Source organism: Halorientalis sp. (genome assembly GCF_028275115.1).
In the GTDB taxonomy this organism is placed as follows: domain Archaea; phylum Halobacteriota; class Halobacteria; order Halobacteriales; family Haloarculaceae; genus Halorientalis.
Window position 1 is genome coordinate 1 of the sequence record NZ_JAQCNH010000115.1, and the last position, 11,865, is coordinate 11,865.

Sequence of the window (11,865 nt, forward strand, 5' to 3'; positions counted from 1 at the left end):
GGAAGTGAAACGATGACGGCGTGGACGAATCGCTCCGCGATTCGTTCGCACACCAGAAATCGGAGATTTCCGGGGACGCTGTATCCCCTCTACCCGCTCCCTCCGGTCGCTCCTTGAGGAAGGGGGCTTAGCGCCTGCAAAACAGCTAAATAAAACTGTTCGGCGGGGACTGAGCGGGGACGGGACGGCACGCCTAATATCCCGGCCCTCCCAGTGTCGGGTATGGACGACTACGCTGGCGGCTTCAGGTTCGCCCACGATTACGGTCCGATCCGGTACGGCCGGGGGTGTGTGACCGACCTGAGTGACGAACTCGCTGGAACCGGTGCCGAGCGGGCGCTGGTGGTCTGTGGCGGGACCGTTGGCGCGACTGCCGAGGTCATCGGCCCCGTCGAGACCGGCGGTACGAGCGACGCAGCGCTGGCCGACGCCGTGGTTGCGCGTGTCGTCGAGATACGCGACGCACTGGGCCTCCCGTCGAGTCTCCGGGCGGTCGACGGCATCGCCCAGTCGGACCTCCCCGGCATCGCGGCGGACACGCTGGACGACAGCTTACTGGACTACGCGCCAACCGCGCTCAACCCCACGGCCGAGGAACTCGAAGACGTCCTCCACGAGGCGTGGTGAGCGATGGGTGACGGGTCACCGCGCTGTCGGCTCTGCGGTGCCGAGTTGACGACTGGACTGGTGGCGACCGGGCGACGAGTCGGCTGTTGTAACGCCACGTCTATCGTCGGAGCCTGCCCGGAGCACGGACCGCTCGGCCCACACCACGTCGTCGATGAAGAGTGAGCGGGCCCGGTCGAACCGGCGGGAGAGGGTGCAGTCGTCGCCGAGAGCCCTGACGGTGAGAATTTAAGTGCCGCGTCCGGAACGAATGCATGGAACGCACGGCGAGCGACGGGACTGGTGAATCGGCGACGGGGAACGCCATCGACGCCGACGAACTGCGCTTGGTGTACGGCGACGGGACCGTCGCGGTCGCGGACGTGTCGCTCTCTGTCCCGGAAGGGGAGTTCTTCGGCTTTCTCGGCCCGAACGGGGCGGGCAAGACCACGAGTATCAAAGTGTTCGCCACGCTGCTCTCGCCGACCGACGGCACCGTGCGGGTCAACGGGTTCGACGTGCGGGCCGACTCGCGGCAGATTCGAGAGACCATCGGCTACATGGCACAGGAGACGAGCATCGACCCGGAGATGACCGCCCGTGAGAACATACAGTTCGCCTGCGAGGCCTACGGCGTCCCCCGCACCGAGCGGGACGACCGCATCGCCGAGCTGCTGGACCTCGTGGACCTGGCCGACGAGGCCGACAAGCGCGCCGAGGAGTTCTCCGGCGGAATGAAAAAGCGACTGGACGCCGCGACGGCGCTGGTCCACGAACCGCCGCTGGTCTTTCTGGACGAACCGACGACCGGCCTCGACCCGAAGGCGCGCAACCGACTGTGGGACTACTTCCGGGCGATCAACGACAGGGGGACGACGATTTTTTTGACCACGCAGTACCTCGAAGAGGCCGACCAGCTCTGTGACCGGTTGGCGGTCATCCTCGACGGGGAGATCGTCGCCGACGGGTCGCCGGTCGATCTCAAACGCCGGGTGGGCGGGGACGTACTGGAGGTCGGTCTCGACGGCGGGAGCGAGGCTCGCGACCGGGCCGCCGTAGTCGCCCGCGAGTTCGGGGCCTTCGAGTCGGCGACGGTCGAGGAGACCGCAGATGGAATCAGCGTCACCGCCGCCACCGCCCGCCAGCACGGCACCGACCTGCTCGTCCGGCTGCGCGACGAGGGGTTGACCGTGACAGGGTTCAACGTTCGTGCCCCGACGCTCGACGACGTGTTCCTCGCGATTACGGGCGACCACGTCGAGGAACTCGACGGGGCCAGCGGCCCGGCGACCCCGGCCGAAGCGACGGCCCAGGAGGGCGACAGATGAGTTCGCCCGACGCCGACGCGACCGCGGCCCGGAGCGTCGACCAGTCAGCCAACACCTTCGCCGGTGACGTGTGGGTCAACTTCAAGCGCTGGAATCTGAAGGCTGTGCGGAACCCGTTCGTTCTCGTGGTGTCGCTCGTCCAGCCGATAATATTCCTCGTCCTGTTCACCGAAGTGTTCGGCAACGTAGCCGGTGCAGCAGTCTCGCGTGGTGGGCCGAACGTCGGGTACGAGACCTTCCTCGTGCCGGCCATCTCGATTCAGGTGGCGCTGGCTGCGGCGGTCACCTCCGGCGTCGGGCTCGTCAACGACATCGAGAACGGGATGTTCGAGAAGGTGCTGGTCTCGCCGATGAACCGGACCGCGGTCTTTCTGGGCAAGACCGCGGCCGAACTGTTCCGCATCGCCGTCCAAATCAGTATCATCCTCGTCCTCGGGGTCGTGCTGGGTGCGGAGATTGCGACGGGCGTCGCCGGCGCGGTCGGAGTCGTCGCCGTTGGCCTGCTCTTTTCACTGTGGTTCGTCTCCTTCTCGAACGCGCTGGCGGTGTTGACGCGAGATCAGGAGTCGACGATCATCGGCGCGAACCTGCTACAGTTCCCACTTCTGTTCCTGTCGTCGGCGTTCCTGCCGCTGTCGACGCTTCCGTCCTGGATTCAGACGTTCGCTCGGTTCAATCCGGTGACCTACGGGGTCGACGCCGCACGGGCGATGATGCTCGATGCGGACGTGATGGTCGTAATCGAGACGACGGCGTTCGGCGGCGCGCTCGATTCGGTCGTTCCGGCAGTGGCGGTGCTTGCCACCATCGACCTGGCCTTCGGTGCGATGGCAGTCTACCTGCTCTCACGGGCGTCGAGTTCCGACGTACAGTGAAGCGGCGCTACCCGGCGGCGGGAGAGTCGCTGCCCCCGGAACGGGAGGGGTCCGGGGCAGGCCACGCACGCCAGGTGGACCACTGCGCAGTCGGGGACGGCCGGGACTGCTGCTCGGGACTCCAGATACGCACGGAGCGCCGCCTAGCCGTCGAGTGCCGCGGCCAGTCGGCGCTGGCGCCGTTCGGCACGGCGGTCCCGTTCGGTCTGGATGATGGACGCCGCCAGTCTCTCGTCGATGAGTGCTTCCCGGGTTCGGGCGACCGTCTCACGGTCGCGGTCCGCGGGCATCCGGTCGTCGAACCACTCACGCCATCGTTCGCAGTCGCACCACTCGTCGTCTCGGCGGCCGCCTCGTTGACGACGTGGTCCACGGTCCGTCGCGCCGCAGTATTCCGACGTTCAGTCGTCGTCAATTTCGACTCCGGTAAACTCGAGGCGAGCACCACCGTCCGTTCCGGCGACTACCGTGACCTCCCAGCCGTGTGCTTCGGCGACCCGTTTGACGATCGTCAGCCCGAATCCAGTGCCGTCTTCCGCCGACGTGTGCCCGGGTTCGAACACCGTCTCACGGTCCGCCTCGGGTATCCCCGGTCCGGTGTCTTCGACGTAGATACCGTCGTCGGTCCGTCCGACCCGAACGGTCACGTCCGTCCCGCCGTGGTCGACGGCGTTGCGAAACAGGTTCTCGAACACGTGCTGGAGCCGACCCCGGTCCCCGTTGACGGTAACCGGGTCGACGACCTGAATCGTCGCATCGTCCGTCGAAACAGTTTTCCAGCATTTGCCCACCAGATTGGTCAGGTGTATCGGCTCCGTCTCCGCGACGACGTTGCCCTGTCTGGCGAGTGTAAGCGTGTCCACGACGATTTCCTCCATCCGGTCGAGCGACTGTTCGATCGGTTGGACGTGTGTGCTGTCACACTCGTCTGTTAAAAACTCCGTTCGGGCCTGTGCAACGTTCAGCGGATTTTTCAAGTCGTGGCTGACGATGCTCGCGAACTCTTCGAGTCGGTTGTTCTGTTGTTTGAGTTCGGTCTCCCGGGACTGGAGTTGTTGTTCTTTGCTGATACGTTTGAGTGCGGCTTCGGTGTTTGCGGCCAGCAGTCGCCCGAACTCGATGTCGGTCTCCGCGAACGCGTTCGTTTCGGTCGACGAGATGATGAACACGCCGTGGTCGGCCAGGGGCAGATGCATCTCGCTCCGTACCGCCGTCTCCGGGTTGTACACCGCCTCGGCCTCGTCGATGTCATTGTATATTCGTTCCTCACCGGACTGGAATGTCCTCCAGGCCACTCCGTCGTCGATGACAGGCACCTCACCGAACAGGTCTCGGCTCGCCTCGGACACCGCGACCGGAGACAGTCCGCCCGCGGCCGCGTCGTAGAAGTGAATCCCGTTCAGTTGAAAGTCGAGAACGTCGACCGCGGTTCGGCTCGCGGTTTCGGCCACCTGCTGTGGCGTCTCCGAGCCGAGCAGTTGTCGAGTCGCTCGATGGAGTGTGCTGAACTGCTGTTCACGCCGCTGTGTCCGTTGTTTCTGTTCCTGCTGTTCGCCGACCTCCCGGCTGCTCACGAGGATGCCGTCGATGGCCTCGTTGTCCAGACGATTGCGGAGCGTGGACTCGACCCAGCACCACGACCCGTCGGCTCGTCTGAATTTCGTCCGGACCGTCCGCGTCTCCGACGGGTCGGCGAGAACGTCCTCGATTGCGTCGGCAACCGCGTCGGCGGCCGCCGGCGGTTGATAGCCGAATCCGACGTCTCCGATCAGTTCGTCGGGTTCGTACCCGAGGACCCGTTCCACGGCGGGGCTCACGTATTCGATTGTTCCGTCCGGGTCGATGATCGTCGCGATGTCGTCGAGATGTTCGACGACCTGCTCGTACCGGGCCAGTTCCCGTTCCCGCCGGGTCTGTTCGGTGATATCTGTCAGTGAGAAAACGGCACTTTCCACGGTCCCCTGTTCGTCGAACAGCGGTCCACCACTCACGGAGAGCATCTTCTCCGACCCGTCGGGCCACCGTATCGAGTGCCGATAGTTGTACAGCGGTTCACCGGAGTCCCAGACCTGCCGGAACGGAAGTTCTTCGTCCGGGATGGGGTCCCCGTGTACGTTTCTGATGTCCCACTCCGGGTCGTTGTACGTTCGCCCGGTCACCTCCGACCGCTCCAGGCCGAGAACCTCCTTCGCCCGTCGGTTCGCGTACACAAACTGGCCGGCGTCATCTATCTGGACGACGCACCCGGGGACCGTTCTGAGAATCTGATCGAGTTGCCCGCGGCGTGCCGCCGAACCGGTGACGGTGTGAGGGGCCGCCACGGCGTCCGCTATCGCCCGGGCTAGCGGTTCGTGCCGGTCGGCACCGTCACCGCTCTGCAGATACTCTGTGACGTCCGCCGAAATCGCATCGGCGGCGACAGTCTCGCTACCGTTGCTCGGGTACAGCACGAACGGGAGCTGCTCGTAGTGCTCTCTGACCGTTTCGAGAAACTCGATGCCGTCTTTGCCGGGGAGGTCGTGCGTCGAAACGACACAGTCGAATCGCTGGGCGCGGAGCCGCTCCATCCCGTCGCTCGCACTCGGTGCGGTCGTGACTGCGAGCCGGGTGTTTTGTTCCTCGAGAGCGGTCGAGACAGTTTCTGCAACGTCCGCCTCTCCACAGGTGAGAAGAACCCGCGTAGACTCCGTCATTCTTCTCTCTAAATTCGGGTTCAGTACCAATAAATGCGAGACCGATTTTGTTTCGTGACACTGCCGACCGAACGACCGCACCGACCGTGGCCGGCGGTCGGCGGCACCGGATGTGACCTGCGGGCACACCGGCCCCTGCATCTGACCACCGAAGCAGCGACGCGTTCGTTCGGTCAGCAGGTGGTGTGCTACCGGGCGGTGTGCGCCGCCCAGACTGAGCGCAACAGGCCCGGATTCGTCGGCCGAATCCACGGCTGGGCCGGAGAACGCTCGAGTCCGGGCGTTTCCAGACTCACCGTGGGAGTTCTATCCTGACGACGTTGCCGGCTGGCGAGTTCTCCTCGAACGTGATGGTTCCTCCCGACCGGGCGATAATCAGGTTGACGAGCCACAGGCCGAGGCCGCTTCCGTGGTACAGCGGCGTTTGCTCGGTGTCGTCTCTCAATACATCACGCTCTATCTCCGGAATCGGTGGCCCGTTGTCGGCGATGTCGATGCGAACGGTCTCGTCGGTCTGTGTGGCCGTGACGGTGACCGCTGGCGACGGCGAGTCGTTGTGCACGGACGCGTTCGTCACGAGTTCTCCGAGCGCCTGTTCGAACCGCGTTGTTGCCCGAACCGTCATCGCGTCGGGGCAGTCGACGGTGACGGTCGTGTCCGGGTACTCCGATCTGACGTTCGAGGCGATGGTCCGAAGCCGGTCGCGGACCGTCATCTCTGTGAGTGTCGGCTCCTCGCGCAACAGTTCAGTTATATCCCGCTCCTTTTCAGCCAGTCCGAGCAGTTGCTCGCTCTTCTCGATAATCTCGTCGGCGGTGGCTGCAACGTCGTCCGACAGGTCGATTTTGAGTGTTTCTGCATGGCCCCGTATCACGTTCATATCGTTGCGCAGGTTGTGGCGTAACACCCGGTCGAGAACCGAGAGCTGCTCCTGACGCTGTTTTCGCTCGGTCACGTCCTGTTGGAACTGAATGTAGTTGACGACGTCACCGGCGTCGTTTTTTACCGGCGCGATTTCGAGATGGGTCCAGAACTCCGTGCCGTCCTTCCGGTAGTTCCGGAGGTCGGTCGATACCGGCTGTTCGGTGTCGATGGCGTCCCGGACGCCTGCGACCGTCTCCGGGTCGGTGTTCTCACCCTGGAGGAAGCGGCGGTTCTCTCCGAGGATGTCCTCGCGCGGGTACCCCGTCATCTCGACGAACGCGTCGTTCACGTAGATCAGCGGGTTGTCCGCCCGGTCGGGGTCGGAGATACCGATGCCGACCGGCGCTTCGTCGAGCGCCTGCCGTCGCCGCCTGAGCGTCTCCTCCCGCTTTTTTCGCTCCGTGATATCGTCCCGGACTGCCACGAACGCGTGAACGTCGTCGCCGTCGGTCACCGGCGCGATGGTCTGCATCGCGGTGTACTTTTCGCCGTTTTTCCGGCGGTCGATGATCTCCGCTTCCCACACGTCGCCAGAGCGAAGGGTCGCCCAGAGCTCGTCGAAGTACTCCTCGGACATCTCACCGGAGTTCAACATGCGTGGTGTCTCACCGGAGTTCAACATGCGTGGTGTCTCACCGACGACCTCAGCCTGGCTGAATCCGGTCAGTGTCTCGAACGCCTCGTTGACGTACTCGATGGTTCCGTCCGGGTCGGTGACGAAGATGGCGTGGCCGGCGGATTCGACCGCCCGTTCGATGCGCTGGAGTTCCCGCTCGCGCTCTTTGCGCTCGGTGATGTCCTGGATCGTCCCCCGAACGCGGGCCAGGTCGCCGTCCTCGTACTGTGGTTCACCGCGCGTCCGAACCCACCGCTGGTTGTCCGCCGCGTCGACGAGTCGGAGTTCGACGTCGTAGGACTCCCCATCCTCGACAGCCGTCCTGAATGCGTCTTCGATAATCGGCCGGTCCTCGGGGTGGAAATGCTGGAGGCTCAACTCCGGCGACGGCGTCCTGTCGTCCGGGAGCGCGTGGATGCGGTACACCTCGTCTGTCCACCACGACTCTCCGGCCACGGGGTCGTGCTCCCAGGCGCCGACGTTTGCCATGTCCTGTGCCTTCTGGAACAGGTCGACCTGCCGTTCGAGTTCCTGCTCTCGTGTTCGGAGCGTGAGCGACTGCTCTCTGAGACGGAGTAACGCCGAGAGTCGCCAGTGGAGTTCCGCCTGTTGCATCGGCAGAGCAACGATCTCGTCGATCGCCTCCGTGACCACGTTGTCCGCGACCTGACCGGCGTCCGCGTCGATAATCTCTGCCCCGGACTCCGGCAACAATAGGAGATACGGGAGCAAGACCGGGGCCGCTGCCGTTTTTTTCGCCCGGAGTGCGTCGAGATGGCCACGGAAGGACCCCCTGTCGATAATACACACGTCGAAATCGGTTTCCGCGACAGTCCCAGCCAACTCCACGGCCTGGTACTCGCGGTGGTCGTCGAGCCACTCGACGAGCAGTTGCCGATTACCCGCGTCCGAAACAAGCGGGAGCACGCGACGCTGCGGGTCAGTCCCTCCGTCAGAACTCATCGTTGACGATTTTCAAATCGGTTTGTGGTTCTTTCGGAAGCTCGACCTCGATACTGGCACCGCCCGAATCGGCCTCACCGATCCGGAGTGCGCCGCCGTACTGCGTGGTGAGTGTATCGACGAGGTACAGCCCGAGTCCCGCACCGGGATGGTCGAGCCCCTGCTCGGTGCGGCCCAGGACGGCGTCCCGCATGTCCGGCGGGATACCCGGGCCATTGTCGGCGATCGTGACGCTGACCGTCTCGTCGCACTCCCCGACAGCGACCGCCACGCGGGGTGTGTCGCTGTCGTTGTGCTGTACCGCGTTGTTCAACAGGTTTCTGAACACCGACGCCAGGAGGTCGTTCGCACGGACGTCTACCCGTGGAATCTCACTGTCGACGACGAACTCGGCGTCCTCGAACGCCCTGCGGCGTTTCGTGAGTTCCGCGGTCAACACGCTATCGAGTTCGACCGCCTGCAGGTCCGGGTCGCCAGCCGTCTGGAGTGTTTCGGCGAACTCCCGCGCGACGTCCGTGAGGTCCACGACGTGCTGGGTGCTGTTCAGGATTCGTCGGGGTATCCGGTCGTCGGCGTCGTCGATATCGTCCGGAAGGAGTTCGGTCCAACCCCTGATGACGTTCATCTCGTTGCGGATGTCGTGACGGGTGATGCGATTCAACAAGAGTAGCTGCTCTGTCTTGCGCTCGAGGGCCATCGACTGCGCCCGGATGCGGGCGAGTGTATCGAGCCGCCGTTGTAACTCCGCCGTGTCGACCGGTGTCGGCAGAATTTCGTCGACGAGTCGCCGAACCGCCGGCTCCGTCTCGGATGTACCCGGAGTGTCGCGTGGAGCGTCGGCGCCGTCGGAACCCACGAGAAGCACCGGGAGAAAGGCGCTCGCGTCTGTCTTTCGCTCTCGAATCTCGGTGCCGTGGTCGCGGAGCGAGCGTTCGTCGAAAATACCGAGATCGAAGTCGGCCGCCGGGAGCCCAGCGTGGTCCGTCGAGACCACCTCGTATCGCTCCTGGCTCCGTATCCAGTCGGTGAGGACGCGTTGATTGCCCGTATTCGAGAGTTCAGACGTAATCCGGACCGGTGCCATCTCTACTCCGGGGTCGTCAGCGGGACGCCCGTCCGGCGGTTCACTCTGCATCGTCATCCCACGTCGGTGTGCCGGTGAGAATCCCCCGGAGTTCGGGAAGCGAGTCGCCGACCCGCAGTCCGTGCTCGGTGATTTCCAGTTCCCGGAGCTGGTTCTCGTAGTCACTGGTGCGCATCTTCAGGACGCCGATCATCTTTCGGAGCGAGCCTTTGTATTCGACGTGGCGCAGGACGACGATGGTGTCGGCGAGGTAACTCATCCCCTGGTCGGTCGCACGGAACTCGCCGGTGATCTGGTGGACCTCGTTCGTGACGAGACCGGTCACGCCCATGTTGCGGAGATAGCGTCCGATTTTGACGAGGTGCTGCATCGAGTCCGCACCGACGCCGGAGATGGACTGTTCGAAGCCGCTGGTCCCGTCGATCATCACGATTTCCGCGTCGTTGTCCTCGACCTCGGTTCGGATGTGATGCGTGAACTCGTCGACCGTGAGTTCCCCCGGTCCGATCACTTCCACGTGGAGCGTTCCCCGGTCGATCATATCGGTGATAGGGATGTTGACGGCCTCGGCACGCTCGAACAGTGTCTGACGGTGCTCCTCGAAACTGTACAGCACCGACCGTTGGCCCCGCCCCGCTGCCTCCTTCATAAACTGGAGTCCGGTCGTAGTCTTTCCGACGCCCGTCGGGCCGCTCAGAAATGATATCGTCCCGGTTGTGAGGCCGCCCGACAGAAGCGAATCCAGTTCTGGCACACCCGAGGAGAGTTTCGTCGACGTGTGCTTGCGCTCGTGACGGTTGGGGTCGAGCCGTGCCCACGCTCGCATCCCGTCGTCGGTAATCTGGAGCGTATGACGTCCAGACCTAACGGAAGAGCCGCGGAATTTCGAGGCGTGAATCGTCCGGAGGCCCGAATCTTTGTCCACGTTGATAACGGCGTCGACCAGGAACTGGAGGTCGTCGTCGGGCATCGATTCGGCGGCCTGAGAGGTGAGTACGACTGTCGCGTCCTCGGCTTTGAGGAAATTGACCAGCCCAAGAATCTGTGACCGGAACTGGTGTTGGTCCGGCGCGAGATACCGGAACTCGGTGACCGGGTCGACGACCACACGCTTCGGATCGATCTCCTGAATCTCCGCGCGGATGTTTTCGACGAGCGAGGGCGTCTCTACCTCGCCGGACTCGAACAGGGTGTACGTCTCCTCGTCTTGAAACTTGTCGCCGGACGCAGAGAGGTTGAGAAAGTGCAGCGCCTCGATATCGAAGCCGAAATGCCGGGCGGTATCCCGAACGTACTCTTCGGGTTCGCCGAGATTGATGTACAGTCCGGTTTCGTCGGCATCGAGACCGGAGGCGAGAAAGTGCAAAGAAAAAATCGACTTACCCGACCCGGGCGGACCGCGTACGAGCGTGGCAGTCTCCGGAAGGTACCCGCCGCCGAGAATAGTATCCACGCCCGGAACCCCGCTCGAAATCCGCGCCGAGGCGTCGACGGTATCCGAAATCATACATCGGTTATCGCCACCCCCGTTCAAATCTCTTGCCCTGCGTTTTCGTTATTGGTAGCTACGAGCCGAACCGTCGGCAACCGTTCAGTTCGGGTACAGCGTCGTACGCCGCCGAATACAGGTCTTTTCGGGCCCGAGCGGTTCGTTACGGAATCAGCGTCGACCGGGCGTGTTCCTCGCACAGGCCGACGCAGTGGGCTCTATTCGTGGCCTCGGTCGACGATGATCTCGGCAGTGTGTATTTGCTGTCTGTGCTGGGAACGTCCCCCAGCGTCGTGGCCCGGACGGTCCACTGTCTCGGTCCTTGCATGCGACATCGTGCAGTAGTGGCTGCCGACAGGAACGTGTAAGGTGTAACATGGCATTCGACCAACTGGCACTGGACGCGTCGGCATCGGCGCAGTTAGCTCCGCTACAGTTCGGAGGCTGCTTCATCGGGCTCGCGGCCCTGTTTCTGGCTCTCGCGCTCACTGCGGGGATTCCGGTGCCAGCGGGGTCGCCGGGCTCAGCATGTAGATCGCCAAGTGGCTCGTCATCATATTCATCCTTATAGCGGCCGTCTCGTTTGTCCTCTAACCGCATCGATACAACGGTGGTTGCCGACGGGCGGTCCGGTTCCGGCCGACGTATCGGAACGGGTCGGGAGTGGAGCGGTCGACCGGAGCGGCAGCCCACTTATTCCTCCGAGGTTTCAGCGGTGTGTTCGGCGACTGCCAGTTCGGCGTGCCAGAACATCAAAAAATCCTGCGGACTCGGAGTGGTACAGGCCAGCCACACGACAGTCCAGACGGTGAGAAGCAGGCTGTCGGCCTGCAGGAGGGCCGGCACGGTGCAGGTAACGGCGGCCACGAACGGTACGACGAGGACTAGCGGCGCAACGGACGACGGTCGCATCGCAGAGACAGTTTCGTGAGAAACCTCTCGTGGTATGGCCGTCGCTCAGGTACCGAAGATGCTCGCGTCGAACCGACTGGCTCCGTTCCGGTCCGGTCCGATCTCGATGTCACACTGAGCCCGGAGTAGATGTGCCCTCCTCTGCGTCCCAAAAAAGCGGCTTCCCGAACTGCACCGCAGGCGTTGGGAGATTTACCGGTTTGCAGACCCGCCGCACGACGAGTCTCCTGGCGGGGCCATACCGCCGTTACTCCTATCCTGTGTTCTGTGGTGGATTCGGAGTTACCGTGGTCGTAGGAATCCGGCGGCCCGAATGGGATTCCTTCGGACGTGGATGCCCGAATCCGATAGTATCCGTCTACGACGGCGGCGAGA

General features: G+C 63.7%; 9 protein-coding genes. 4 read left to right on the forward strand and 5 right to left on the reverse strand.

What is annotated here, in order from left to right:
* Nucleotides 1-222 precede the first annotated feature (222 nt).
* From Q0964_RS15405 to Q0964_RS15415, 3 genes are all read left to right on the forward strand, one after another.
* Nucleotides 223-627, forward strand: coding sequence for an iron-containing alcohol dehydrogenase (locus Q0964_RS15405; protein ID WP_299269277.1), 405 nt, complete (start codon nt 223-225; stop codon nt 625-627).
* A 254-nt stretch (nt 628-881) separates the two neighbouring features.
* Nucleotides 882-1,934, forward strand: a complete 1,053-nt coding sequence (locus Q0964_RS15410; RefSeq protein WP_299269279.1) for an ABC transporter ATP-binding protein — start codon at nt 882-884, stop codon at nt 1,932-1,934.
* Nucleotides 1,931-2,809, forward strand: a complete 879-nt coding sequence (locus Q0964_RS15415) for an ABC transporter permease (RefSeq protein WP_299269281.1) — start codon at nt 1,931-1,933, stop codon at nt 2,807-2,809. Before Q0964_RS15410 ends, Q0964_RS15415 begins: the two co-directional genes overlap by 4 nt.
* A 143-nt stretch (nt 2,810-2,952) precedes the next feature.
* On the opposite strand, the gene Q0964_RS15420 is transcribed toward Q0964_RS15415, so the two are convergent.
* The 5 genes from Q0964_RS15420 to Q0964_RS15440 all read right to left on the reverse strand — a co-directional run bounded on the left by Q0964_RS15420 (nt 2,953) and on the right by Q0964_RS15440 (nt 10,596).
* Nucleotides 2,953-3,099, reverse strand: a complete 147-nt coding sequence (locus Q0964_RS15420; RefSeq protein WP_299269283.1) for a hypothetical protein — start codon at nt 3,097-3,099, stop codon at nt 2,953-2,955.
* A gap of 111 nt (nt 3,100-3,210) precedes the next feature.
* The gene (locus tag Q0964_RS15425) at nt 3,211-5,502 is read right to left on the reverse strand and encodes a PAS domain S-box protein (RefSeq protein WP_299269285.1); all 2,292 of its coding nucleotides are present in this window, start codon (nt 5,500-5,502) and stop codon (nt 3,211-3,213) included.
* 292 nt (nt 5,503-5,794) lie between these two features.
* Entirely contained in the window at nt 5,795-8,005 is a 2,211-nt protein-coding gene (locus tag Q0964_RS15430) for a PAS domain-containing protein (protein WP_299269286.1), read from the reverse strand.
* A complete protein-coding gene (locus tag Q0964_RS15435; RefSeq protein ID WP_299269289.1) occupies nt 7,995-9,140 on the reverse strand; it encodes a sensor histidine kinase in 1,146 nt (381 codons plus the stop codon). Before Q0964_RS15435 ends, Q0964_RS15430 begins: the two co-directional genes overlap by 11 nt.
* On the reverse strand, nt 9,130-10,596 hold the full coding sequence (locus Q0964_RS15440) for an ATPase domain-containing protein (protein WP_299269291.1): 1,467 nt from the start codon (nt 10,594-10,596) through the stop codon (nt 9,130-9,132). Before Q0964_RS15440 ends, Q0964_RS15435 begins: the two co-directional genes overlap by 11 nt.
* A 699-nt stretch (nt 10,597-11,295) precedes the next feature.
* Between Q0964_RS15440 and Q0964_RS15445 the strand changes: the two genes are divergently transcribed.
* On the forward strand, nt 11,296-11,466 hold the full coding sequence (locus tag Q0964_RS15445; RefSeq protein ID WP_299269293.1) for a hypothetical protein: 171 nt from the start codon (nt 11,296-11,298) through the stop codon (nt 11,464-11,466).
* The last annotated feature ends 399 nt before the right edge of the window (nt 11,467-11,865 follow it).

Coding starts and splice junctions, on each gene's coding strand:
- Q0964_RS15415 (WP_299269281.1), top strand. CDS start 1,931: ATGAGTTCGCCCGACGCCGACGCGACCGCGGCCCGGAGCGTCGACCAG.
- Q0964_RS15405 (WP_299269277.1), top strand. CDS start 223: ATGGACGACTACGCTGGCGGCTTCAGGTTCGCCCACGATTACGGTCCG.
- Q0964_RS15425 (WP_299269285.1), bottom strand. CDS start 5,502: ATGACGGAGTCTACGCGGGTTCTTCTCACCTGTGGAGAGGCGGACGTT.
- Q0964_RS15420 (WP_299269283.1), bottom strand. CDS start 3,099: ATGCCCGCGGACCGCGACCGTGAGACGGTCGCCCGAACCCGGGAAGCA.
- Q0964_RS15440 (WP_299269291.1), bottom strand. CDS start 10,596: ATGATTTCGGATACCGTCGACGCCTCGGCGCGGATTTCGAGCGGGGTT.
- Q0964_RS15435 (WP_299269289.1), bottom strand. CDS start 9,140: ATGCAGAGTGAACCGCCGGACGGGCGTCCCGCTGACGACCCCGGAGTA.
- Q0964_RS15430 (WP_299269286.1), bottom strand. CDS start 8,005: ATGAGTTCTGACGGAGGGACTGACCCGCAGCGTCGCGTGCTCCCGCTT.
- Q0964_RS15410 (WP_299269279.1), top strand. CDS start 882: ATGGAACGCACGGCGAGCGACGGGACTGGTGAATCGGCGACGGGGAAC.